This window comes from Pseudomonas sp. 2822-15, from assembly GCF_002742515.1.
GTDB classification, from domain to species: Bacteria; Pseudomonadota; Gammaproteobacteria; order Pseudomonadales; family Pseudomonadaceae; genus Aquipseudomonas; species Aquipseudomonas salomonii.
The window spans coordinates 213,532-239,578 of record NZ_LJRY01000178.1 but is presented as its reverse complement, the minus strand read 5'-3'; the positions used below and the strand labels follow the sequence as shown (position 1 = coordinate 239,578).

General features: G+C 54.8%; 17 protein-coding genes. 6 read left to right on the top strand and 11 right to left on the bottom strand.

The annotated features are described in order from the left end of the window. Window positions 1-595: 595 nt before the first annotated feature. Both mobV and AOA59_RS31970 read right to left on the bottom strand, forming a co-directional pair. On the bottom strand, window positions 596-1,390 hold the full coding sequence (gene mobV / locus AOA59_RS10515) for a MobV family relaxase (protein ID WP_099487191.1): 795 nt from the start codon (window positions 1,388-1,390) through the stop codon (window positions 596-598). A gap of 344 nt (window positions 1,391-1,734) precedes the next feature. Next, the gene (locus tag AOA59_RS31970) at window positions 1,735-1,965 is read right to left on the bottom strand and encodes a hypothetical protein (protein ID WP_143522773.1); all 231 of its coding nucleotides are present in this window, start codon (window positions 1,963-1,965) and stop codon (window positions 1,735-1,737) included. 877 nt (window positions 1,966-2,842) lie between these two features. Between AOA59_RS31970 and AOA59_RS10505 the strand changes: the two genes are divergently transcribed. Together AOA59_RS10505 and AOA59_RS10500 are read left to right on the top strand one after the other, a co-directional pair. Further along, the gene (locus tag AOA59_RS10505) at window positions 2,843-4,786 is read left to right on the top strand and encodes a class I SAM-dependent DNA methyltransferase (RefSeq protein ID WP_099487187.1); all 1,944 of its coding nucleotides are present in this window, start codon (window positions 2,843-2,845) and stop codon (window positions 4,784-4,786) included. Next, the gene (locus AOA59_RS10500) at window positions 4,786-5,844 is read left to right on the top strand and encodes a restriction endonuclease subunit S (RefSeq protein ID WP_099487186.1); all 1,059 of its coding nucleotides are present in this window, start codon (window positions 4,786-4,788) and stop codon (window positions 5,842-5,844) included. Before AOA59_RS10505 ends, AOA59_RS10500 begins: the two co-directional genes overlap by 1 nt. A gap of 393 nt (window positions 5,845-6,237) precedes the next feature. Here AOA59_RS10500 and AOA59_RS10490 read toward each other — a convergent pair whose 3' ends face one another. The 9 genes from AOA59_RS10490 to AOA59_RS10450 form a co-directional block, all read right to left on the bottom strand. After that, window positions 6,238-7,008 (bottom strand): S24 family peptidase, encoded by a 771-nt coding sequence (locus AOA59_RS10490; RefSeq protein ID WP_099487183.1) that lies wholly within the window; start codon window positions 7,006-7,008, stop codon window positions 6,238-6,240. Window positions 7,009-7,222: 214 nt separating this feature from the next. Then, entirely contained in the window at window positions 7,223-7,750 is a 528-nt protein-coding gene (ppa, locus tag AOA59_RS10485; RefSeq protein WP_099487181.1) for an inorganic diphosphatase, read from the bottom strand. Between the two features lie 93 nt (window positions 7,751-7,843). Next, window positions 7,844-8,674, bottom strand: a complete 831-nt coding sequence (locus AOA59_RS10480) for a zinc-dependent peptidase (RefSeq protein WP_065911259.1) — start codon at window positions 8,672-8,674, stop codon at window positions 7,844-7,846. Window positions 8,675-8,680: 6 nt separating this feature from the next. Further along, entirely contained in the window at window positions 8,681-9,334 is a 654-nt protein-coding gene (locus tag AOA59_RS10475) for a DedA family protein (protein WP_065911258.1), read from the bottom strand. Between the two features lie 323 nt (window positions 9,335-9,657). Then, complete coding sequence (locus AOA59_RS10470; RefSeq protein ID WP_065911257.1) at window positions 9,658-10,116, bottom strand: N-acetyltransferase; 459 nt, start codon at window positions 10,114-10,116, stop codon at window positions 9,658-9,660. A 92-nt stretch (window positions 10,117-10,208) separates the two neighbouring features. Then, on the bottom strand, window positions 10,209-11,042 hold the full coding sequence (eutC, locus tag AOA59_RS10465; RefSeq protein WP_069786653.1) for an ethanolamine ammonia-lyase subunit EutC: 834 nt from the start codon (window positions 11,040-11,042) through the stop codon (window positions 10,209-10,211). After that, the gene (locus AOA59_RS10460) at window positions 11,039-12,433 is read right to left on the bottom strand and encodes an ethanolamine ammonia-lyase subunit EutB (RefSeq protein WP_056861946.1); all 1,395 of its coding nucleotides are present in this window, start codon (window positions 12,431-12,433) and stop codon (window positions 11,039-11,041) included. Before AOA59_RS10460 ends, eutC begins: the two co-directional genes overlap by 4 nt. 52 nt (window positions 12,434-12,485) lie before the next feature. After that, complete coding sequence (eat, locus tag AOA59_RS10455) at window positions 12,486-13,919, bottom strand: ethanolamine permease (RefSeq protein ID WP_068931319.1); 1,434 nt, start codon at window positions 13,917-13,919, stop codon at window positions 12,486-12,488. Window positions 13,920-14,126: 207 nt separating this feature from the next. Beyond that, window positions 14,127-15,647 carry an aldehyde dehydrogenase family protein gene (locus AOA59_RS10450; RefSeq protein WP_056861948.1) on the bottom strand — a complete coding sequence of 507 codons (1,521 nt, stop codon included), beginning with the start codon at window positions 15,645-15,647 and terminating at the stop codon, window positions 14,127-14,129. 271 nt (window positions 15,648-15,918) lie between these two features. Between AOA59_RS10450 and AOA59_RS10445 the strand changes: the two genes are divergently transcribed. The 4 genes from AOA59_RS10445 to AOA59_RS10430 all read left to right on the top strand — a co-directional run bounded on the left by AOA59_RS10445 (window position 15,919) and on the right by AOA59_RS10430 (window position 26,043). Beyond that, window positions 15,919-17,826, top strand: coding sequence for a sigma-54-dependent Fis family transcriptional regulator (locus AOA59_RS10445; protein WP_099487179.1), 1,908 nt, complete (start codon window positions 15,919-15,921; stop codon window positions 17,824-17,826). 176 nt (window positions 17,827-18,002) lie between these two features. Then, complete coding sequence (locus tag AOA59_RS10440; protein ID WP_143522772.1) at window positions 18,003-21,203, top strand: hypothetical protein; 3,201 nt, start codon at window positions 18,003-18,005, stop codon at window positions 21,201-21,203. A gap of 279 nt (window positions 21,204-21,482) precedes the next feature. Next, complete coding sequence (locus AOA59_RS10435) at window positions 21,483-22,433, top strand: hypothetical protein (protein WP_099487175.1); 951 nt, start codon at window positions 21,483-21,485, stop codon at window positions 22,431-22,433. A gap of 382 nt (window positions 22,434-22,815) precedes the next feature. Next, window positions 22,816-26,043 (top strand): hypothetical protein, encoded by a 3,228-nt coding sequence (locus tag AOA59_RS10430; protein WP_143522771.1) that lies wholly within the window; start codon window positions 22,816-22,818, stop codon window positions 26,041-26,043. Window positions 26,044-26,047: the final 4 nt, after the last annotated feature.

The following is a 26,047-nucleotide window of genomic DNA, read 5'->3' as shown; positions in this document are numbered from 1 at the left end:
GTTGTTTGGTCATCTGACACCTCGATCTGGCGAGCATTCTCGCCTAAATGGGTGTCCGGTTTCATTAGACCACTACACTATGCGAGCGGTAGGGTGGAGTTCCGAGGAGATTCAAGGGTGGGTTGATGCTCGTCTTGGTGTAAGTGCCCAGACATGAAGAAGTCTAGTGCCACCAAGGCTACTCGGAAGATCACGCCAGCTGAGATTTTTGAAGATTTGTTTCCGACTCAACCTCAAATAGGCTTTTATTTCGAAGCCGTTAATGAGTATGAGCCTTTTAAAGGGTGGAACGATGACATCTTCTTCACCCTCCTTCCAAACCCTGACTCTGCTCTGGATCAGATCGCATCCTACGATGAGGCGGAGTTAACACAACTTGCGCGAGTAATCGCTCTGACGCACCGTCAATATTTTGTATGCGCCACCAGGCTTGAAAAAAACCAACATGTACAGGTAGCACATGCCTTTGGAGTGAAAGTGCGAGTAACAAAGCACTCCACCCTGGATGGACTGGTTAGTAGGCTTAGCGATCCGCGTTGGTGGCGCCGACAAATTAATCGGCTGGCGGATGCGCGGCGAGAGCACTTGGCGCAGATTAAGCGGCAGCTCGGCAGGCGAGCCGATCAGCAGTGTTGTAGTGATGCAACCATGGCACCCGTGAACGGCACTCCAGTTCATATTCTGCGTCTTTCAAAAGCAGGCGGGTATGCTCAAATACCTGCAATCGGTCGCTCAGGTCATCGGCCTTTTTGTTGATGGCCTTATCTCTCGCCGCCAAGTTCTTTTTCATCAATGGTGCCAATGCCGCACCCTGAGCCTGTGATTTCGCAAGCGCTTCGGCGTTGCGCCATGCTGCTGTTTTGATACCCATGGCAGCGGCGGCGTAGTCCTTCGCGTCGGGCTTTGGCGCCTGGTTTGCTGCGCGCAGGGCCGCATAGAATTGTTTGATGTCCTGGTGCTTTGCCCGGCTACCTTCGATACCGCGCTCAAGTCCTCGTTTTTTGCCGCAAGCTGCATGAAAATCGGACTGTAGTTTCCTCATTTTTTCCCTGCCACCGAGGAAGTCGCGGCAGGATAAACGATGGTCGGCGGTCATTGGCGCAACGTATGCCACGAGGTGTGGGGTGGTCTCATCCAAATGCACTGCCGAAGAGATAACATTCTCCTTCCCGTGGCGCTGTTGAAGCCATCTCAGCGCGTCGTTGAAATATCCATTCCCCATATCATCCAGGCTACCGCCATGACGCTTAAACGCTTCAGGGGAGGCTGTGATCATGTATTCAATACAAAGCACCGACCGGGCTTTAATTTTTTCAGGCAGGCGCTGCTGCAAACGCACTTTAAGCTCTTCTGAGCTTGTCGCCCCGACGACTTTATTTTTAGTAGTCATTGCAGGGTCAGCATTGGGGTGAGTTGCTCACGGAAAGTGTGCCTTCCAGAGCGCATTACAGCGCCCATCGACTTCAACTTGGTTGTACGGATGATCGCGAAACTCACCGGGTATACCCTTCATCGTCGTCACGCTCGATCCGGAGTTGCCTTTGCCACGAGGGGACGTATTTTTGCGGAGTCGGCGTGACTCTTGGTAGACCTGTCGAGCCAGCTGGACGGCTATTTAACGCTCCTCCAAGGAGGCGCAGTAAAACATCCAGGAGCATAGCCATTGTTTGCATGATCAGATCAAACAGTGTCGTATCTATGCGCAAAATTTCATGGAACTCGTCTCGAGTTACTTCAATATGCGCGACGCGCCGCCCCTGTATTTTGCAATTTTAGAAGGGCGTCGAAAGCATGGGGCGCGTCGAATCTGCGAATCTCATAAAAGGAGTTGTTCAGTTGGTCTGTTGACAAGTCTGATAAGGCACGTTCAATAACTTTATTCAGTTGATTGCTTGGGAACGTAATTCCAGCTTCTGCCCACATTGCTTTCTGATCAGCGCTCAATACAAGAGTATCTCTTTGCATCGCGGTATCCCCGTCTTATTGTTCTAGGGGTAGTTTGCCGATGGAGCAAAGAGCAACGCAACACTTTGTGTAATCCACTACACATTGACTACGTCAATGGTGGGCCAGCGTGCCGCTGGACTGCGACATCGCTTCGCTCCTTAAAACCTGCGCCCCCTTTGGGCGCACGCCCCGGCCCAGGGGTCGCCCTGGACGCTCGGGGGCTGGGAAGAGAAGCTTTCCCATCCCCTCGGCCAGATTGCGACCTTCGATGGCGTCAAGGGTGCGCTGCGCCGCAGTCCTCGCCCGTTCCTGCTTGCTGCGCTTGCAGGCTGCGGCCTCCGGCTGCGCCCTTGACCCCCGAGTCTGCACCTCATGGCGGGCATAAATTTGCGTCGTTGTGTTCACCGTTTCTGACAATCGTCGTGGAGCGATATTTTCTGTCCATTCCGCTTGTGAATCGGTTGCTGAGCTGATTTTGGGAGCAGAAATCGACGCAATGTGACTATGAAATCAGCCCAAAAGGCTGCAATTCGGACTAAATCACCTTTTTTGCGCAAAATTGGGGCCGGGTTTGGCCGAATTTTGGAAGGTATCTTCGAATTCAGCGTGTTTTTCTGTGGCAAAATTGCCTCAGAAAAAGGGCCGTGTGGACACCATTTATGAGTCAGGATAAGTCATCAACGAAATGGATTTACTACCCTTGAACCAGATGAGCGTCTGTTATGGTTGGCAACACCAGGCAGAAGTGCGTACACCTATGTCAATTTTCCTATAGCAACACTATGTATTTGATCCAGCGGTACTCTAATAGTAGGCGATGGGTCAAACGGAATTTTTATAGATTATCAGGGTGATGTGGTTTCGCCCAGAGCATAAATAAAAGGCATTTTAGTTAATGAGCAAGAACGAGCGAAAAACAGAAAATATTGTACGTGAAGAACTTCGGCATTGTGGCTTTTATGATCCTGAGTCCGATGTGCAGGTTGACGAACAGAAAAGTAACATTGAAGCGGTAAAGCGAGCGCTAAAAGTTGCGAGCAAATCTGGTGGGGGCGGAACAGGTGCCCCAGAGTTTATTATAAGTGCGCCAAGCTCCTCTGATTTTTTGGTTGTCGTCGAATGCAAGGCGGATGTTAAAGACCATGCCAGTAATGTTCTAGATGAAGTTTTCCTAACCGGGTCGGTGGATGAAGAGGATGCTGCGAAGGCCAAACGAACTCAGCGTTATGCAGTTGATGGTGTACTGCACTACGCGAAAGCTTTGGCTAAAGATTTTAATGTTATTTCGGTCGCCATCAGTGGTGAGACGAAGAAGTCTGCGCTTCTATCAACATATTTATGGCCGAAAGGTAGCGATAAGCCAAAAGAGTTGAAAGCTAAGGATGGTGCGACTATTGATCGCATTATCCCTTGGGCTGACTATATTGAGCATGCTACGTTTGATCCGACGGTTAAAAAGCTACGTTTTGACGAACTAATGAGTTTCGCTGCAGACTTGCATGAGTTTATGCGCGACCACGCGAAATTAACGGAAAGCGAAAAGCCGTTGCTCGTTAGTGGTACTCTCATCGCTTTGCGTAGTCCTGCTTTTGCCGCCTCGTTCGGGCTTTACTCGCCTAGTCAACTTCAGAAGGAGTGGATGCGGGTTATTCAATATGAGATCCAATGCGCAGATTTACCTCAGGCCAAGAAGGATAATATGACACAGCCTTACTCAAGTATTGCTGTGCATCCTGAGTTGGGTAAGCCAGTGAAGAGTTATCCGAAAGGCGCACTTCACGAACTCATTGATCGGCTTAAAAGTAAAGTGTGGCCCTTCATTGGTGTCTATCATGACTTTGATGTGGTTGGTCAATTTTACGGTGAGTTTTTGAAGTACACCGGCGGCGACAAGAAAGCTCTTGGGATCGTGCTTACACCACGTCACACTACTGAGCTCTTTGCATACCTTGCAAATGTAAGCAAGGATAGTAAAGTCCTTGATATCTGTGCCGGTACCGGAGGGTTTCTAATTTCCGCGATGCACCGAATGTTTAAATTTTCTGTTACAGAGTTGGATAAAGATAAAATTCGTAAAGATGGTTTGGTGGGCGTTGAACAGCAACCAAATATGTTCGCTCTCGCTGCATCCAATATGATCCTTCGTGGAGACGGTAAAGCGAATTTATATCAGGGAAGTTGCTTTGATGATGGGATAACATTAGCAATAAAGAAGCATAATTGTGATGTCGGGATGGTCAATCCGCCCTACAGCCAATCTGACAGCGATCTGCACGAGTTACGCTTTGTTAAGCACATGCTTGATTGCTTAAAAGTAGGCGGCACGGGGATTGCGATTGTACCCATGGGATGTGCGCTTTCCGCTAGTGCTTTGCGCGCAGAGATCATGCGTGATCACACGCTTGAGGCAGTGATGTCTATGCCTGATGAGCTCTTCTACCCAGTAGGCGTCATCACCTGCATTATGGTCTTTACTGCACATAAACCCCATGCTGTAGAGAATCGCAAAACTTGGTTCGGCTATTGGAAGCGAGATGGATATACCAAAACTAAGCATAAGGGACGAGTTGACCCACATGATTCGTGGCCGGCTATCCGTGACCGCTGGGTAGACGCTTTTCGCAATCGAGAAGTCCATGCCGGTGAGAGTGTTTTGCAGAAAGTTACTGCTGAAGACGAGTGGTGTGCTGAAGCTTACATGGATACTGATTATTCGAAGTTGTCCCGGAGAGACTTCGAGAAAGTGGTGCGTGATTATGCTGTATATCGTCTTTTGGGCGGAAATGAGTTGGCGCTCCCTGAAGGTGCGGAGATCAATGACGAAGAAGGTGTTGCTTAATGGCCAAGGTCAGCGATATCTTCGAGGTGCGATATGGGCACTCTCTTGAGCTAAACCGACTTACGATTGTAAGGCCTGAGGTCGGGATTCCATTTGTCTCCAGGAAAATGGGAGATAATGGGATTTCTGCATTCGTTGAACCTATTAAAGGCGTGGAACCAGCTCCTGCCGGGTATCTTTCTTGCGCTCTTGGGGGAAACGGAGTTTTAACTACTCATCTCCAAGAGCAACCTTTTTACGTCGGTCGCGATGTTGCACTTTTGAAACCGAGGTCTGAACTAACTAAGGCGCAGCTGCTTTTTTACTGCCTTAGCATCAAGTCTAATCGGTTTCGATACAGCTATGGCCGCCAAGCGAATCGAACATTAAAAGATTTGGTTGTTCCGGATATTGGTGATCTGCCAAGCTGGGTAAATGATTTTGATGTAAATATGTTTGATGGTGGTTCGGCTCCTGCGAGTGCTGAGCAAGTTATTTCGTTGGATATTTCAAGATGGGTTAGGTTTAGGTATGACGAAATATTTGAAATTCGCAATGGCTACTACAATAAAAAACCACCTATAAGCACTAGCAAAGATGACGTTCCTTTTATCGGCGCATCGGAAAAATGTAATGGAATAACTTCGTACGTTGAAATGCGCAATCTTGAATCCTATTCAAGAGATGGAAGGGTAGTGATTGGTGAGGCTCTAGAGCGTAAGCTATTTTCTGGTCAGTGTATTACTGTGCCTAATAATGGCGCTTCAGTCGCAGAGGCATTCTATCAACCACACCCTTTTACCTGTACGCATGACGTAACACCATTGTACCTAAAAGACAAGTCGGTTTTAATGTCACCGGAGATAGGTCTTTTTCTGGCGACGATAATTAGAGCAGAAAAGTACCGTTGGAGTTATGGGCGGAAGTGGCGCCCTATGCGCATGTGTAATTCAACAATCAACTTACCGGTTACCAGTGATGGGGAACCGGACTGGGATTTTATGGTTGAGTACATTAGAACTCTTCCATTTAGTCTCCAGGTCGTACCAAATGGTGTCGAGTCCTTTAATAGGAAATAGCTATGGTTGGGGAGGGCCCGTTTTGAGGGTCTTCCATGCTTTGGCTTGCACTTCTCGTTTCTAGCTGCGTTCGTTAGTGTCCGCGTGAAGAAAAACCTAGTTTTTTGCAACAGGCTACGTTTCTGAAGTGTGGGTCAAAGTGTGGGTTTTTCTGAAGGTTGGTCGTTAAAAGCCTTGTATTCCAGGCATTAAAAAGCCGGCTTGTGGCCGGCTTCTCGGGGACTGCCTCAGCTTGTTTTTGACAAACCTCACCAGCCTTCAAATCGCTCAGCCCACGTCGAGTCGGGCTGAATAGTAGGGGCATCTGCGGGAACTCCTCCGCATCGCCAGGCAGGATAGGTAGCGCAAAGCCACCCCCTGCCAAATGTGGGCGGCATTCTACCCACATTCACCTCATATGCCTACCTCAGGGTCCGATTTAGAGCCTTCCCAGCCCAGCAGGTGTTCGTCCAGTGGGACGGGTCGGCGGTTGTTCAGCGTGGACCACCAGAACACCCAGCCGACGATCTCGAAGTTCTGTTCAAAGCGTTGTTCGTGGGTGAGGTATTCGTCAGGGTGTTCGCCGGCGTTGTGGCTGCGCATGCGCAGGCCGCCGCCGGGGCGGTTGTAGAGGTATTTGATGCGGAGCATGCCGTCGTGTTCGACGGCGTAGATTTCGCCGTCGGTGATTTGGCTGCGGCCTCGGTCGATGGCGAGGGTGGCGCCTTGCTGGATGATGTCGGTCATGCTGTTATCGACCATGTAGGCGCCTACCGCGCGGTCGGGGTTTACGTTGAGGGTTTCGAGGGTGTGCAGGGAGACGCGGATGCGCTCGGTCGAGGTGAACGTGGGGTGGAGGGGGATCTCCACGTCGATTTTTTCTGGGAGACGGGCGGGGCCCGTGATGTACTTGCCGCTTTCTTCGCGGGTGGCGATGCCCTTCCTTGGGTCCGGGCCTTCCAGCAGGAAGTTGGCCGGTGGGTGTTTGAGGCCTTCGCCGGTGCGCAGCCAACGGCTGGAGACGCAGAGCAGTTCTGCGATCTCGTTGAGTCGGCCCATGGGCACGCCGCGCTTGAACCAGTTGTTCACGTGTTGAGGCGTGACACCACGGTTCTTGGCGAAGTCGGAAGCGGAAAGATGAACTTCCCGCAGTAACGCTTTTAGTCGATCACCTGATGTATTCATAAACGCAGAGTTTACTGGCCTGAAAAACACATCAAATAAACTATGCGTTGAGTTTCGTGTGTAGGGATTTGCTTGGTTGTAGTCTGATATTTCAGTTATCTAATATTATTAAACGCTCCGAATTAAACATTGAACTTGGCGTTTAATTTTTTCCACAAAAAAAGCCCCGAATCGTCGGGGCTTTTTTGATTGCCGGGGCAATGAGGAGCGGGTATCAGCCTTTGTAGGCAGCGACCGACTTCATGATCTCGGCGCGGGCGGCGTCTGCGTTGCCCCAACCGTCGATCTTCACCCATTTGCCTTTTTCGAGGTCTTTGTAGTTCTCGAAGAAGTGCTTGATCTGTTCCAGCAGCAGTGGCGGCAGGTCGGTGTATTCCTTCACGTCCACATACAGCTGAGACAGCTTGTCGTGTGGCACCGCGATAACTTTGGCATCGCCGCCGCCGTCGTCGGTCATTTTCAGGATGCCGACTGGGCGCGCACGGATGACCGAGCCTGGGGTAACCGGGTAAGGGGTTACTACCAGCACGTCGAGGGGGTCACCGTCGTCAGCCAGGGTGTTAGGAATGAAACCGTAGTTGGCCGGGTAGAACATTGGGGTGGCCATGAAACGGTCAACGAACAGGCAGTCGCTGTCTTTGTCGATTTCGTATTTGATCGGCGCGTGGTTGGCCGGAATTTCGATGGCGACGTAGATGTCGTTCGGCAGGTCTTTGCCAGCCGGAATCTTGCTGTAGCTCATTGGGCGGTGCCCCCGTAGTTGGCCATGAAACATGGCCGGATTGACCTAAAAGTGGCGGCGATTATAGGCATATTCTGACGCCGATGCCATGCGTCAGACGTCGTGTGGCGCCAGCGGTTCAGTCTGGTAGCGGGCATCGCCGGTTTGCAGTTGGTGCAGGCGGGCCAGCGGGTCCTGGCGATAAAAGCGGCTCAATTGCGCGTACACCTGGGGATAACTGCTGACCAGTAAATCCGGGGCACTGAAGAAATACTCACTGGTGACGGCAAAGAACTCCGCCGGGTTTTCGGCGGCGTAGGGGTCGATGTCGGTTTCGGCGTCCGGGTTGGCATCCAGCTGGCGGTTGAGGTCGTCAAAGGCGCTTTGCATCACGCTGGCCCATTCCTGCACGCGCATGTCGTGGTGCAGCGGCGGCAAGCCGTTGGCGTCGCCGTTGAGCATGTCCAGCTTGTGCGCCAGCTCGTGAATCACCAGGTTGTAGCCTTCCCACTGGCCGCTGGCCAGAACGCCGGGCCAGGCGAGGATCACCGGGCCTTGCTGCCAGGCTTCGCCGCTGTGTTCACCGTCCCACTCGTGCTCGACGCCACTGGCATCGCGATGGCGCTGGGGGCTGAGGAAGTCGTCAGGGTACAGCACGATTTCGTGGAAGCCCTGGTACCAGTCGAGGTCGCCCAGGTTCATCAGTGGTAATTGCGCCTGGGCAGCGAGCAGCAGGCGCTGTTCCTGATGCAGCTCGACGCCGGGCAGGGCGGTGAGGTGCTTTTCACTCAGGAACACCACGCAGGCTTCGCGCAGCCACTGGTCCTGCTCGGCGCTGATGCCGTCGAGGAAGGTCAGGTGATGGCGCACCCGCTGCCAGGTGTCATCGGCAATCGGGTGCTTGGCCAGCAGGCGCCGGCGACGCCAGGCGCTGAGGGACCACATCGCGGGTTACTGCGGCTTGGCTTCGGAGCTGCGGCCAAACCGGCTGCGGAACACGCCGATGATCATCGGCACCAGCGACAGCAGGATAATAAACACCACCAGCAGCGAGAGGTTCTTCTTGATAAACGGCACGTTGCCGAAGAAGTAGCCCAGGGTGACCAGGCCGCCGACCCACAGGACGGTGCCGAACACGCTGAAGCCGAAGAAGCGCGGGTAAGGCATTTTGGCGATACCGGCCACGAACGGCGCAAAGGTGCGCAGGATCGGCAGGAAGCGCGCCAGGGTCACGGTTTTGCCGCCGTGTTTGTCGTAGAAGTCGTGGGTTTTTTGCAGGTAATCGCGGCGGAAAATTTTCGAATTCGGGTTGCTGAACAAGCGTTCCCCGGCCGTTCGTCCGATCACGTAGTTGGTACTGTCGCCGAGGATGGCTGCCAGCATTAACAGGCCGCCCAGCAGGACCGGGTCCATGCCGCCGCCTGCGGCAATGGCGCCGGCGATAAACAGCAAGGAATCACCGGGCAGGAAAGGCATTACCACCAAACCGGTTTCGCAAAAGATAACCAGGAACAGAATGGCGTAGATCCACACTCCGTAGTTTCTTACCAGCATGTCGAGGTACACGTCGAGATGCAGGATAAGGTCGAGCGGGTTGAAATCCATGAATGGCACCTGTGTGAATGGCCCGGCTCAGCGGGCCTGTGCGGAAGCTACGGGTAAGTTAGGCTACAAGCGTATGTCGCGATTCTTACAACTCTGAGAGGTCCGCATTATACGGATTGAGAGGTGAAAAGCGTGTTGGTTTTGTAGCGGGGAGTGTCGCTGGTAGCAAGGCTCTACACCGATTCAAATGTTGCTTAGATGTAAAGGTGGGAGCGGGCTTGCTCGCGAAAGCGGTGGGTCAGTCGAGTCTTTATTAACTGATACACCGCTTTCGCGAGCAAGCCCGCTCCCACAGGGAATCTATGGTGGTTGGGCTAACAGCGTCAGTCCTCACTGATCGGCAGCACGTAGTTCTTGAACTCCGTATCCTCTCGAAAGCCGATCGACTCATAGGTCTTCTGCGCCACCTCGTTGTCACTGCTGGTCGACACCCGCAGCCGCACCGCGTGCGTTTCCTTGGCCATCTTCTTCGCGGTGCGCATCAGGTTGTCGGCCACTAACTGCCGGCGGGCATCTTCGGCGACGTAGATATCGTTGAGGATCCACACGCGTTTAAGCGACAGCGACGAAAAGCTCGGGTACAGCTGGCAGAAACCCAGCAACCTTTTGTCGTCATCATCCGCCAGGGCCAGGTAGATCACCGACTCCTTGCGGCGCAGGCGCTTTTCCAGAAAGGCCCGCGACGAATCCGGGAAGGGCAGTGCGCCATAAAATTCACGGTACTTGACGAACAACGGGGTCAGCAGGTCCAGGTGTTCCAGGGTCGCTTGAGTAATCCGCATGCCAGGCCTCAACTTCCAAATGGGGTATGACCACACACGCGGCCGTGACTCGATGCTGCCTAATGACGCAAAAAAGCGCAATCGTGCAGCGATCAGTCATTGGGTGGGCTAAGCAGGAAATTGCCTTTCATCAGGTCAGGATCATCCGATTCGATGGTTTGAACCTGCGCCTCATCCTTGAGGTTGACCCCCGACAGCTGCCGACGACAGGCTTCTTTCATCAAATAAAGCAGGCGATGGGCGGCCATGCCGTAGCTCAGGCCCTCCAGGCGCACGTTGGAAATGCAGTTGCGGTAGGCATCGGTGAGGCCGACCTTGGGGTTGTAGGTGAAATACAGCCCCAGGCTGTCCGGCGAGCTGAGCCCCGGCCGTTCGCCGATCAGAATCACCACCATCTTGGCCCCCAGCAACTGGCCGATTTCATCGGCCACGGCCACGCGGCCCTGTTCCACCAGGATCACCGGCGACAAGGACCAGCCTTCAGCCTGGGTCTGCTCCTCCATGCGTGTAAGAAACGGCAATGTGTGTTTATGCACCGCCAGCGCCGACAGGCCATCGGCCACCACCACGGCCAAATCCACGCCGCCTGGGTTGGCGGCGGCGTAGTCCCGCAGGCTCTGGGCTGACTCATCACTTAACCGTCGACCCAGATCCGGGCGCTGCAGGTACATGTGCCGGTCCACCGCAGCGCTGTGCAGCAGCAGGCTGTCACGCCCGCGCTCGGCCATTTGGCTGCTCAGGCCCGCGTGGTCGAAGGGCAAGTGCACCGCGTCGCGCGCCTGGGCGTGGGCGAACTGGAAATCCAGTTGCGCGTTGGTGGGAATACTGGTGCCGGTGCGGCCCAGCGCAATGCGTGCAGGCGTGAGGCGGCGCAGTTCCAGCCACGGGTTGTCAGGCAGGTCGAGTTGCACGGGCGGCTCTTTCATCCTAATTGCTTCAAGGCGTGACGAAACGCCGGTGGCAGGCTGTTGCCAAAGTGCACCTTGCCGTCGGCCTGGGTGAAGATGCCCATTTTCGCCAGCCACTGCTCAAACTCCGGCGCCGGTTTTAAACCCAATGTTTGCCGGGCGTACAGGGCGTCGTGAAACGAGGTGGTCTGGTAGTTGAGCATGATGTCGTCGGAGCCGGGGATGCCCATGATGAAGTTGATCCCGGCCACGCCCAGCAGGGTCAGCAGCGTGTCCATGTCATCCTGGTCGGCCTCGGCGTGGTTGGTGTAGCAGATATCACAGCCCATCGGCACGCCGAGCAGCTTGCCGCAAAAGTGGTCTTCAAGGCCGGCGCGGATGATCTGCTTGCCGTTGTACAGGTACTCCGGGCCGATAAAACCTACGACCGTATTGACCAAAAACGGCTTGAAATGCCGCGCCACGGCGTAGGCGCGGGTTTCACAGGTTTGCTGGTCGACGCCAAAGTGCGCATTGGCCGACAAGGCACTGCCCTGGCCGGTTTCGAAATACATCAGGTTCTGGCCCAAGGTGCCGCGATTCAGGCTCAAACCCGCTTCGTAGCCTTCCTGCAGCACGCTCAGGCTGATGCCGAAACTGGCGTTGGCCGCTTCGGTGCCGGCAATCGACTGGAACACCAGGTCCAGCGGCACGCCACGGTTGATCGCCTCGATGGAGGTGGTCACGTGGGTGAGCACGCAGGCTTGGGTGGGGATTTCGTAGCGCTGGATGATCGCGTCGAGCATCTCCAGCATGGCGCAGATCGAGGCGATGCTGTCGGTGGCCGGGTTGATGCCGATCATGGCGTCGCCGTTGCCGTAGAGCAGGCCGTCGAGAATGCTGGCGGCGATGCCGGCCGGCTCATCGGTGGGGTGGTTGGGTTGCAGCCGGGTCGACAGCCGCCCGCGCAGGCCCATGGTGCCGCGAAACTGTGTCACCACGCGGATCTTCTGCGCCACCAGCACCAAATCCTGCACGCGCATGATCTTCGACACAGCGGCGGCCATTTCCGGTGTCAGTCCGGGTGCCAGGGCGCGCAGGCTTTGTTCATCGGCCGCATCACTGAGCAGCCAGTCGCGCAGGCCGCCGACGGTGAGGTGGCTGACTGCGCTAAACGCCTGTTTATCGTGGGTGTCGATGATCAGCCGGGTGACTTCGTCGCTTTCGTAGGGGATCAGCACTTCTTCGAGGAAGTGTTTCAACGGGATATTGGCCAGTGCCATTTGCGCCGCAACGCGCTCGCCGTCGTTTTGCGCCGCCACGCCAGCGAGGAAGTCGCCGGAGCGCGCCGGGCTGGCCTTGGCCATCACGTCCTTGAGGCTGTCGAAACGGTAAGTCTGTGTACCCACCGCGTGGGAAAAGCTTGCCATACAGTGTCTCCTGGGCGGCGCAAGCAGATGCTCGCGCCGAGGTTTACGGCTATCAGTGCAAGGCGGCCTCTGCGGCCTGGATCGCCGCGAATTCCTCTTCGGGCGTGCCCGCTACCAAGTGATGCCGGCTGTAGAAAGCAAAGTAAGCAATTAATACTCCATAGATGATCGCCGCGCCAATCACCACCCGTGGATCCACCAGAAAGCCCGCCACCACGGCCACGCAGGCCAGTACCAGCGCGATACCTGACGTGAAAATGCCACCCGGCGTGCGGTACGGACGCTCCATCTTGGGGCGACGGATGCGCAACGTGATATGCGCGGCCATCATCAGCACGTAGGAAATGGTCGCGCCGAACACCGCCACCAGAATCAGCAGGTCACCTTGACCGGTCAGCGACAGGCCAAAGCCGATGATGCCGGGAATGATCAAGGCCAGCACCGGCGCCTTGCTTTTGTTGGTCTGCGACAGCTTGCGTGGCAGGTAGCCGGCGCGGGACAGAGCAAAGATCTGCCGCGAATAGGCGTAGATAATCGAGAAAAAGCTCGCGATCAGCCCGGCCAGGCCCACCAGGTTGACGAAGCTGCCCATCCAGGTCGAACCGCCGTACGACAATGCCAGCGCTTCAACCAGCGGGTTGCCCGACTTGACCAGTGCGTAAGTGCCCGCGCCGCCTGGCGCAATCACCAGAATCAACAGGGCAAAACTGGTCAGCACCACAATGGCGCCGATCAAGCCACGCGGCAGGTCACGCTTGGGGTTCTTGGTTTCTTCGGCGGCCAGGGGCACGCCTTCGACGGCGAGGAAGAACCAGATCGCGTAGGGAATCGCCGCCCACACGCCGACATAGCCAAACGGCAGGAAGCTGCTGGCGCCCTTGGCCTCGGTCACCGGGATATCGAGCAAGTTGGCGACGTTGAAGTGCGGCACCATCGACACCAGGAACACAGCCAAGGCAATCGCTGCGATGGCGGTGATCACAAACATCAGCTTCAGGGCTTCACCCACGCCGAAGATGTGGATGCCAATAAAGATGATGTAGAACGCCAGGTAAATCATCCAGCCGCCGATGCCGAACAACGACTCGCAATAGGCGCCGATAAACACCGCGATGGCGGCGGGCGCGATCGCATATTCAATGAGGATGGCGGTGCCCGTGAGGAACCCGCCCCAAGGGCCGAAGGCACTGCGGGCAAAGCCGTAGCCACCGCCGGCGGTAGGAATCATGGAAGACAGTTCGGCCAGGGAGAAACACATGCACAGGTACATGGTGGCCATCAGCAAGGTGGCGAGGAACATACCGCCCCAGCCACCCTGGGCCAGGCCGAAGTTCCAACCGGCGTAGTCGCCGGAGATCACGTAGGCAACGCCAAGGCCGACCAGCAGCACCCAACCGGCAGCGCCTTTTTTCAGTTCGCGTTGTTGGAAATAGTCGGTGCCGACTTTTTCGAAGTCGACGGAAGAGCCAGTGGGTTCGCTAGGCATGGGGAAGTACCGTCCGTTGTTATTGTTTTAGCTCGACCTCTTTGTGTCGAACGTGAGTTGCGAGTACTTGCGAAGATTCAAATGTGGGAGCTGGCTTGCCTGCGATGACGGTAGGGCAGTCACTACTTTTGCTGACTGAACCACTGCTATCGCAGGCAAGCCAGCTCCCACACTTGATTGCATTTCAAGTGGGGGAGCGGGTGTTAGTTAGAAGAAGCCCAGCGGATTAATGTCGTAACTCACCAGCAGGTTTTTAGTCTGCTGGTAGTGGTCCAACATCATCTTGTGGGTCTCACGGCCCACGCCGGACTTCTTGTAGCCACCAAACGCGGCATGCGCCGGGTACAGGTGGTAGCAGTTGGTCCACACACGGCCCGCCTTGATCGCGCGGCCCATGCGGTAGGCGCGGTTGATGTCGCGGGTCCACACGCCGGCGCCGAGGCCGAACTCGGTGTCGTTGGCAATCGCCAGGGCTTCGGCTTCGTCCTTGAAGGTGGTGATGCTCACCACCGGGCCGAAGATTTCTTCCTGGAACACGCGCATCTCATTGGTGCCCTTGAGCAGCGTCGGCTGGATGTAATAACCACCGGCCATGTCGCCGGTCAGTTGCTCGACCTTGCCACCGGTGAGCAGTTGCGCGCCTTCGCCCTTGGCGATTTCCAGGTAGGACAGGATCTTGTCGAACTGCTGCTCGGACGCCTGGGCGCCGACCATGGTGTCGGTGTCCAGCGGGTCGCCGCGTTTGATCTGCTCGATCTTCTTCATCACCACTTTCATGAAGTCGTCGTAGATCGACTCTTCCACCAGTGCGCGGGATGGGCAGGTGCACACCTCGCCTTGGTTGAAGAACGCCAGGACCAGGCCTTCAGCGGCTTTTTCGATAAACGAAGGCTCGGCTTTCATGATGTCGGCAAAGAAGATGTTCGGCGACTTGCCGCCCAGCTCAACGGTCGACGGAATAATGTTCTCGGCCGCCGCGTGCATGATGTGCGAGCCCACCGGCGTGGAACCGGTGAAGGCGATCTTGGCGATGCGCTTGCTGGTGGCCAGGGCTTCACCGGCTTCTTTACCGAAGCCGTGCACCACGTTCAGCACGCCAGGCGGCAGCAGGTCGCCGATCAGCTCCATCAGCACGTTGATGCCCAGCGGGGTTTGCTCGGCGGGTTTAAGCACCACGCAGTTACCGGCGGCCAGGGCCGGCGCGAGTTTCCAGGCGGCCATCAGCAGCGGGAAGTTCCACGGGATGATCTGGCCGACCACGCCCAGTGGCTCGTGGAAGTGGTAGGAGGCGGTGAGTTCGTTGATCTCGGCGCTGGTGCCTTCCTGGGCGCGGATGCAACCGGCGAAGTAGCGGAAGTGGTCGGCGGCCAGCGGGATGTCGGCGTTGAGGGTTTCACGCACGGCCTTGCCGTTGTCCCAGGTTTCGGTGATGGCCAGCAGTTCGAGGTTCTGTTCGATACGGTCGGCGATTTTCAGCAGCACCAGCGAACGGTCCTGGGCCGAGGTCTTGCCCCAGGCGTCAGCGGCGGCGTGGGCCGCGTCCAGGGCCTTGTCGATGTCTTTGGCGGTGGAGCGCGGGAATTCGGCAATGGGCTTGCCGTTGACCGGCGAGGTGTTGGTGAAATAGTTGCCGTCCACCGGTGCAACGAATTCGCCGCCGATGAAGTTGCCGTACTTGGCCTTGAAGGAAACGATTGAGCCTTCGGTGCCGGGATGTGCGTAACGCATGGTGGGTATCTCCTGCTTTTATGTTTATTGGAGTACAGCGGTGTTGCGCGTGATAAAGCGTAGAGCAAAGGTCGGGCCACCGCCTTGCACGCCAGGTAAATCAAGGGTTTTGGCTTTGTTGCAAAGCGTTGCTGTGACACTTGCGGTACAGGTGGGGTGACAGTTTGTGCCATAAACGGTACAGCCTGTGACCAGTGGGTCGGCCCGGGATTGCAATGCCCGGATGGCTGGGGGATGCTGGCCGTTCTCACGCAGGGAGAATAATAAGAACATGCATAACGATCATTTCAGTCGCCATGCCCAGCAAGTCCTCACCGTCACCCGTGGGCAAGACCTCGGCCAGGGCCCCGGCAGCGACCCATCCATCGCCCGCTCCTGGCTGCGCTGCCTGGAGGACTATCACCTCGACCCGGCGCTGACCATGGCCCCCACCGTGCTTGAGCACGGGCGCCTGCTCGAAAGTCGCGAGCGCTTGCAGCAAGTGCTGCACATCGCCGGCAGCGAGATGAACAGCCTGCATCAACAGCTCTCCGGCGCCGGGCATGCGGTGCTGCTCACCGACGCCCGCGGGGTGATCCTCAACTGCGTGACTGCGCCGGCCGAGCGCAAGGTGTTCGAGCGCGCAGGCCTGTGGCTGGGCGCCGATTGGAGCGAGGCGTGCGAAGGCACCAACGGCATCGGCACCTGCCTGGTGGAGCGCCAGTCCCTGACCATTCACCGCGACGAGCATTTTCGCGGCCGCCACACCGGCCTGACCTGCTCGGCAAGCCCGGTGTTCGACCCCCATGGCGAACTGTTGGCCGTGCTGGACGTGTCATCGGCGCGTGAGGCCGTGTCGCGTCAAAGCCAGTTCCACACCATGGCGCTGGTGAACTTGTCGGCCAAGATGATCGAAAGTTGTTACTTCCTGCGCCATTTTGAACAGCACTGGCTGCTGCGCTTTCACCTGCAGGCGGAGTCCGTGGGGTTGTTCAGCGAAGGGTTGCTGGCGTTCGACGGTGAAGGGCGTATCTGTGCGGTCAACCAGAGTGCGTTGAACCTGCTGGGCCAGGCGCGCGGCGGTTTGCTCGGGCAGCCGGTAGAGGCGTTTTTCGAGTGTTCGCTGGACCAACTGCTCGGCCGTGCCAGCGCCAATGCCACGGCCAGCTGGCCGTTGCGTACGCGCGATGGCCGGCAGTTATTCGCCGCGCTGCGCGGGCAGGTGCAGAGTTTGCCCGCGCCGCTGCCCAAGCCCGAGGCGCCACGCCTGCCGGGTATCTGCCTGGGCGACCCTGCGTTGCAGAGTGATTTTAACAAGGCGCTGAGGGTGTTCGAACGCGACGTGCCGCTGCTGATCAACGGCGAAACCGGCTGCGGTAAAGAGGCGTTCGCCAAGGCCGTGCATCAGGCCAGCTCGCGTGCCAATAACGCCTTCGTCGCTCTCAACTGCGCCGCCATCCCGGAAAACCTGATTGAAAGTGAGTTGTTCGGTTACCGCGGCGGCAGCTTTACCGGCGCGTTAAAGGAAGGGATGCGTGGCAAATTACAGCAAGCCGACGGCGGCACGCTGTTTCTCGATGAGATTGGCGACATGCCTTTCGCGTTGCAAACCCGCCTTTTAAGGGTGCTGGAAGATCGCGTGGTGGTGCCCATCGGCGGTGCGCCGCAGGCGGTAGACGTCAGAATCATCAGCGCCACCCATCGTGACCTGTTGGCACGTGTTGCGAACGGTAGCTTCCGCGAAGATCTTTACTATCGTCTCAACGGCCTTGAAATAGCCGTGCCGCCCCTGCGTGAGCGTAGTGATAAAGCGCAATTACTGGCGTTTTTGCTGGCGCAAGAGGCAGCAGGACAGGTTGTTTTGCTTGATGAGGAGGCGCGGCACGCGTTGCTCGACTACGCCTGGCCGGGCAACGTTCGGCAATTGCGCAACGTACTTCGCACCCTGGCGGCCTTGTGCGAGAACGGGCGAATCAGGTTGGACGATTTGCCGCCCCTCATCCGCCAGGCGCGAGCGGCGATGGTTGTCGAGCCCCGGCAAGGGGGCGCTTTGGACGATGCAGAGCGCGTAGTGTTGCTCAACGCACTGAAGCAGCAACATTGGCACATGTCCCACGCAGCAGAAAGTTTGGGCGTGAGCCGGAATACGCTTTACCGGAAGTTACGCAAGCATGGTATCGAACGGTGTCCACAAGCGTAATCTGCACGTTTTTACCGCAACACATATGAAGCCTGATTATGAGGCGCTGATGAGGGCGACGTTTAGAACTGAAATATCTGGGTAAGCTTTTCCGAATTTTTTTTGTATGACTTGTAAGATATTGCACCACTCAGCGTACGAACAGTTATTCATTTGAATCGTACGCGAGTGTGGAAATGACAAATTTTCAAGACGTCAGAGTAACGCCTACCTTATCAGGCAACGTGGTAAGCGAACTTCCTGCGGCTGCCATCAAGAGTGCAGTCGTTCACAGCAACACACACGCGCAAATGCCTGACAGTCCCGACGCGCGTGCAATGGCTGACGCTCAATTGGCGAAGACCTACGCGATCGCATTAGCGACGCGCTCCTATCACGCCTCAATAGCGCCGCCTGACGTTCAAGTCACCCCTGAGTCCACACTCGGGCGTTGGCGCACCCAATTGGACAGTGCTTTCAAAAGCCCTGGATTTTTATCGTGGGCGAAAGCACAGGGGCTCGATACCAGGAGTCTCAAACTGGATCCCGTCCTCGGGGAGTTGACCGGCCTTGTAAATGGCAAGCTGCAGACGTTTTCCCTAAAAGATGATTCGGGCTGGTCAGATGTTTCTCGCGTGCTGTTATCGATTGCCAAGGCGATCGCTCCAATGCTCGGCCAGGCGTTCAATTACCCCTGGCCGGACGGTAAGATGCCGCTGTACACGGTGGGGCGATTTTATGGAGAGCCTATCGACCTCTCCCCTTCGCAAGCTGCCTCGCACCGTGAGAAATTGATAGAAGGCGCCGCGTTTGAGTTTGAACCTGTGGGGCATGCGTCGCAGCGATCGGTAGAAGCATTAGCGGAGCAGGGCAAGGCGCTGGGTGATGACGCTAACCGTCATGCACTTATCGCTGCACTGAGGTCCCAGGTAGACGATGCTGGAGGGAAGATCGATCTGAATAACGTTATGGTCCCGATTGACCGACGTTCAAGTTTATTTCTTACCGAACAGCGCCGAGAGATAAGTGTTGCACAACTGCTCGAAAAGCAAGGGCATAAACTACCCGTCGACAGCACGCAGGCGCATGACCTGGCTAACGCGCTGACCTTTGACCTTGCGCATAAGGTGCCTGGGGTTGACGCTGGTGGCGTCAGGCATATTGGTGGGCTGCTGAACAAAACTGAATTACGCAAGATGAAAGCGGTGGTGGATCAGTGGAAGTTCAAGCATGCAAGCCAGGCACCTGATCCGCAGGCAGGGGTGGGGGCAGGCAGTTTGTTACGCGGCCTGACCAGCACACTTGCGACGTCTACAAAGCAGGTGATTGCGGACAACCCTTCATTTGCATTTGACCAACTCATTCGGTCGCCCGAGGCGCAAACATTGGGCAAAACTATACAAGGTAAAATCAAATCAGCAGCGTCGCCGACCGGTGCAACTGAGGCCGTGACTGCGGCGCTTGTGCAAGAGCTTGACCCTAATCCAGAAAAGTCACGCTTCAACTTGGCGGGTTATAACCTCTATAAAAGCGAAAATGCAGGTGCCTCCGCTGCTGAAATCGTCAAACGGTTTACCGCTTACCTTGAAACTAAGGTGGGTGCTGAAGCGGCGCCTCTTGCTGCGCAACTATTACTGTCAGCCGTCGCCCCTGAACTCCTGGTAAAAAATATTCCACCTGGACTTGTTTATGGGTCTCATACGTGGGCGGATTTTTCTATAGCCGTTGCACTGGTAGAGCAAGAAGCGCCTGGCGCATCGGGGAACATGACGCTCAGTCAAGTCATGAACTATGCAGACGCGCAGCTTAGTATTCTTGACGGTGGGGATGAGTTAGCTGCCGCGTCCGCCGATTCGCTTATTGCATGGGGGCTCGCTAATCAGGTGATTAAAAACAACCCCAAGGGTCAATATACGTTCGAAGACGTCGAGCAATCATTAACAGTGTTAAAAAAGCAGAAAAAGGAATTGGCGTGGGCACGCGCTGAGCTGATGAAGCCAGCGCCCACTCGTGAGGCGTTGGCGCTGGCTGAGTTCAAGCGGGTGTTCCCGGGTGTTGACCCGACGAAGATAACACTACGAAGTAAAATGGATGACGGGTACCGTGTATCGCCACTTGATGTCTTCATGACGAAGCCCCTTAATCTGGAATGGTGGGCGCCGATAAATGAAAAGGAATTGCCTTGGGCAACGATTAAGTCTCGCTTTTCCGAGCTTGATCCAGACATCAATAAAACATTTTCTGAAACGTTTGAAGACTATACGAAGACTCAAACGGCGGCCTGGGCTATCCAGTTCAAGTATCAGGTTTCTCTGCTGCCTATAGCCGAACAAGAGCGTATCAACCAAGCGGATGTCACGTTCATGGGCGTGTCTCGCCCTTTTTTGGGTACAGAAGAAACGAACAGCAGCCAACTGTACCCCGGGCGCCGACCACGAACGCCGACCCCTAATGAACTCAAAGAGTTGGAAGGGGGGCAAGGTGTACTTATGAAAGTGGAGGGAGCTGACGGCAAGGTCGAGTACTATAGTTACTACCCAGGCCTAGGAAAGATCGTTAAGGAAAAGGGGGGGCCGGGAGAACCGTCAAATTTTGATGACAGCAAGTATTTTTCCCCGGATTCCAAAGCCCGCGTACCCGGCACGTATAATGTTTTTACGAAATTTGATGCCACCAATCAGGACCGTGATGTGCCTGAGGTCACCGGCGAAGGACGAGTTCCTTATTTTTCTCGACGAAACGGTTCGCTGGCTACTGTGGTGGGTAAGTTTTTTACTAAAGATTATGGGCATTTGAAAGCACAGGCTGTCAGTGAAACGAGGATTGAAAAAAATACAGCAGGTGTTCAAACCGTCAATAACTTTCTCCTTTCGCTTATTCCTTTCTATGACGGTATTAAGGATGCGATATCGGGGAATGTCGCAGGCGCAGTTTTCAATATCGGGTTCGATATTTTGGGGTTTTTTCTTCCCGGGGCAAGTGCCGCGAACAAGGCGTTGAAACTGGGCAAGTCAACAGGCAAAGTACTCAAGCGCTCTTTTTTTGCTGGTCTCGGTGCTTCGCTGGGCGTTACCGATGCCATTAACCTGCCGAGAAATATCAAGCGAGGGGTGGTGGCTGTCGGTAAGGATATGACGAGGGTGTACAAACACGCCGATGAGGTGCTTCCTCGACTCAAAGGCAATTATAGGTCTTATGAAGTGACAAGGACTTATAAGGACGGTGATATCGTCAAGGGCTTCTATCAGGTGGAATCAGATGGTGTGCGTAGGCCAGTAGTCGCTGTCTTAAAAAACGGGGCTTGGTATGCGTACAGTTCCCTCATGAATACACCCTTTGGTCCTCAGTTAGCGCAATTTGGTGTGCTGAGCGCACAGGCGCCGTCGAATAAAACGTAATGATGTTCAGACGGGTGGATTGACGAGTGCTCACCGCATCAGTGTAAGTGTTTTATAAGCGATGCGCATCGTTGAGCGATTTAGCAGGCTGATGAGTATCAGGCTGGCTGGTGAAGTGCGCCTGCGCGCTTGGAAAGTACGCTCCAAGATTGTTGCGTATTTATTATAGGACTGAACTATTTGTTTTGTAGCTTGGAACTGCTTGCAGCCTATCTGTTACACAGTAAGTGGAAGAAATGGATGGCTTTCTAATGCAAATCAATCATTAGGTAGATCATTATGATGCTTTCAAATGCAGCAGCAAGGCCGGTAGTATTCATAAAGTTTGGGGAGATTTTCAGTGGTGGATTCACCAGGACCGAGACGCCTAGCGTTATAAGGACAGGTGGAGCACCTAAGGTAGAAGGCCCGGGAGGGTCCAAGCCGGCAGACGGTAGCAATAACAATTTTGATCAGGGTTTTGTTGATAAAAAAGTGGGTTTCGACGGGCCGGGGCAAGCCACGGGTCATCGCCAGGCTGGGGATGCCCCTGATACAGAGGCCCCAGTTACTCCGGAAGTGGCTCAACACAGAGAAGCCAACAGGAAGAAGTGGCAAGCTCAAAAAGATGCTGACGCCCGGGATAAGCTATTTGCTCAGCCGACGGCAGGTCGAGTAGACGGAAAGGAGGTGGAGCCTTTTTCGCAGAGTAATCTGGAAGAAAGCGCCGAGGCGGTCGCGAAGCCTAAAGCTGCGAAGCCGGATCGAGCACTTCCGCTTGAAAGGCGAAATATTGGCAAGGTCGCCTTAATTTCGGCAGCGATCACAGTACCCTTAACAGTTGCCGGGACATTCGCCGCCAACGTCGCTCTTGAATTTCTCAAGCCCAAAATCAATCCACCGAAAACTCCGGCAACAGAGCAACATGTTATGGAGTCGCGGTTGGTTGATGAATCTCAGAGGCGTGTATTCCTATTAGCCAATACGTTGGGTAGCCTTCGTTCAGAAGAGGGTGTCAAACCAAGTATAGAGTGGTTGGCAAAGACAAATGAAGAGCGAATGGACTATCTTGATGAGATGCTTGACCACCTTGAAGTAGAGTTTGCTAAAGAAGCGAAAGCGCTGAATATTGAAGTTCAGGTCCCGACATTCGGCGCGCAGGAAGATGATATCAAGAGTCGGGCTATTGGCATGGAATCCAGAATGGCATACATCACCGAGCTGATGAAAGCTATCACAGCCAAGCAATAGTTAATGCCAGCGTTGTACACGTTGTAGTGGGTTGTTCCGACGGATCCACTGCGTAGGCAGTTGCTCACGTAACAGGGGCAACTGCTTAGCGTGTTTTCATACAATAACCATCGCGCGGGTGAACACTTTGATTATTCGTGCAATAACTGATCGTCGCATCGACCAGCGTGCCATGACGCAGCAGCGAACCACGGTCTGCGCTCAGGGTACGGGGAATTAAAATAGCTCGCAGTTGGGCTATTTGAATGATTGCCTTTTAGGGTGGGCGCTTATTAGGTAAGCCTTAAATTTGGCTGGCCTTATAAAAAATTTTCGCGATTTGCGCTGTTGATTCAGGTGCGTTTGCAAGCCGTTCATCGAAAGCCTGAAAGAGAGATGAAATATGACTGTGCATACTATAAGTGCTGCGCCCTTTGGCTTACAAAAAAGTGGTTTTCCTCAACTGAACCGTCATGCGGGTAATGCACCGTCCGTGATGAGTGAGAACACGTCGTCGGATGACCTTGAGGCTGCCCGAACAGCGGCCGATGCGCGTGTGGAGCAAGATTATTGGAAGCAGAAGTCTTCAGGCGGATCGCGTGTGCCGGTTCCACCCGAGTCGACCCTGGGTCGTTGGGTTGAAGCACTGAGGTTTGCGGCCCATTCCTCTGCGTTCAGGCAATTGGAGAGCATGTTTGGTGGTCATGGTGCATTTACTCACCTTGATCACACCAAAGGTGAGATCTGGTTTGACTTCGGAAGAAAAAAAATAAATAGAGATTCGCCTGAGATCCAGGATGTTCCAGGCGGCCAAGCGTTGTTTAACAACTTGATAGCCATTGCTAAAAAATTGGCGCCTTCTGGCATATTGCGCCGGGAAGACGTCTATGAACTTGCCGGATCAGGACGCTCACGCACGGTCGATTCGAACCTTGTTCGTCAATTTATTAATGGCCCCGGTGCGAATATGTCGTCCGACCATCAGGTGCCTGTTGATATTTTAAGTAAAACGGGTGAAGCCGACACGTACCATAACCTGCTCGCTGCGTTGAAAAAACATATCGAGACGCCCGGCGCGAAACCGGATCTGGAATCCATCGTCGTAGAGATCGCACCGCACTCCGTCTTTTGGCGCGAAGACCAACCGCAGCCTGTCACGATGAATCTCAAGCAATTGATGGCCGCTTACGGTTTGCGAGTGCCGACGACACAGGAAGCGCTCGTCAATCTGGAGAATGTGTTGTTCGCAGCGCCCTTAAGTGCGCCACCTGAGGGTGACTTTGGTGGGTTGCTGACTAAGGATGTACCACTGGGCGAGGACGCCCGGAAAAAGATAAGCGAAACCGTCAGTGCCTGGAAGGCTCTTCAAACGCAGGTTCCGCTGGGCGCAGAGGGGAAGGCTCCAAGCCTTTTCGAGTATCTCAAACGTGCGGTTCCAGCGTCTGGCAGGGCGCTGGCCGATACCGATCCCGAAGCGTTTCTGAAAGTCTTGATAAACACCCCCCAAGCCCGTGCACTGGGTAAGCAACTGCAGGAGGCTATTGGCGCATTGCCCACCGCAACCGGTGCCCAGGAAGCACTGCTCACGGCGTTGGGGCTGGAAGTCAACCCATCGTCAGCGGGGGGGGAGCGTAATAATTTAGCCGGGTATAACTTGCGCCAATCAGACAACGTGGGGCGTACGCCAGCCGAGATCGTCAAGCGCTTTGAAACCCATATGGAAGGTATCGTCGGCCCCGAGATGGCGAAGGTGGCCGCTTACCAATTGCTGGCTATGTCGGCTCCGGAGTTTTTGGTCAAAGATGTACCCGAATCAGTGGTTTTTGGTTCCCCGCAATGGGTGATGTTCAGCGCTGAAGTCTTTCGTCGTGAGCAAAACACCGCGGGGTCGTCGGCGGGCAAGCGCTATGATCAGATCCGGGAACAAGGGAGTCTGGAGCCTGTTACACGGGAGCAAGAGTATCAGACGAAAGCTGCTGTTTTGCAGGCGGTGATCGATTGGGGTGTCGCTAAAAACATTATCAAGGAAAACAGTGAGGGCTACTCCGAGCAAGCCATTGCGAGCGTAACGGCGGCCATGGAACAACAGACCAAGCGCCTGGCAGCTACTCTGGAAGGTGTTCTGGCTCCGCTGCCGACTCGTCTGGATTTGGCGCTGGAGGCGTTAACCAAGGTATTCGGTGAAGAACACGCCCACTTGTTTGAGAAAAAAATATTCTCGCGTCGCAGTGGGCTGCATACGTCAAAAACCTCCCTGGTGGACCTTTATATGTCTGGAACACTTCACCCCTGGTATGGTTGGACTTCTAATAATAAAGAATTTTCCAGGGCGGTTATTCTTGCGAGTGTCAACCAGCTGCCGGACATAAAGAAAAAATTCGTTGAGGGTTTTGACGCGTACGCCGACAGCTTCAGCAAGGCGGCGGGTGAGATGTTCCTGCATCAAGTATCGCTGTTGCCGAGTGAAGATCGGCAACGACTTGAGTTCGGCAGGACGCAAATGCAGCATTTGAGCCAGGCACCCTTCTCAAAATTTCCTGAAGACAGTGAGAGTAAGCCTTTATTTCAGATGTTCGGAGTGGGTGCGTTTTTCATCAAGACGCAATATAAAGGTGAAAGGGTCGATTATATTTACTCGCCACAGTTAGGGAAAATCATCAAAAACGGTGACCCTCTGCCTGGCGTTCCTGAAGGGTGGCGTATAAAGAACGAAGGCCTTGGTAATACTGGTTTGATTGTTAAAGGGAAGGCGTACGCCCTAAAGCCGATCTGGAGTTATATAGGGGCTCCGGAACGACCAGAGCCACATACGTTGACGCAGGAGAATACCCCCTCGGAAAGGATGAGTACGTTTGCCAAACAGTTAAGTGATGATTATAAAACGGCTGTCGATAATCTGAAGTCCGCGGCGAATGGCCTATCCGACTCCGAAAAAAACCGCGCTCGATTGCACTTTGTCAAAAACTTTTTGTTGAGCCTCCTGCCTTTTCACGATCTTGTGAAAAATATAATAGAAGGCAATAAGCATGATGCAGTTGTCAATGGGGTCTATGACTTTATCGGCTTGTTTAATCCTGCTGCCAAAGGCGGTTTTAAGGCGGTTAACGTTGGTGCCAAAGGGGTAAGTTCAGTCCTGACATTTTTAAAAGGCGCTGCCAAGGCAGGACTTAAGGAAGGTATTCCGTTTAAGGGGTTCTATGACGTCGGGAGTGGTTTCTTTAAGTTGGGCAATAGCGCTTTGAAGGCGGCGCCTTCTGTTGACTTGGCCTCGTTTAGGGATAAGTTTTATCTGCCTGGGCGTGGTTGGAATGTCCCGCACGGTAGTTACAAGCAGACCATCGCCGATGGCACGTACCGGCCGCTGGATAAAACGGGTAGTGACGTTCCCGTTGTTGCGGTTAAACAAGGCAGCAAGTGGTATGCCATTGACCCCCAAACACTGAAACCCTATGGCCCTGCATTGAACGACTTCACGCCAATTACGGTGAAAGAGTTGCGTGATCTTCGTTACGACACTTCTACTGCTATAAAGGACAGTGATGGACATGTTGAGACGGCAGGAGAATTCAAGGAGAACGGATCGGGTCCGACACCACCTCAGCAGTCTTCTGCGCTGCAGGCCACCCGGTAGGTGC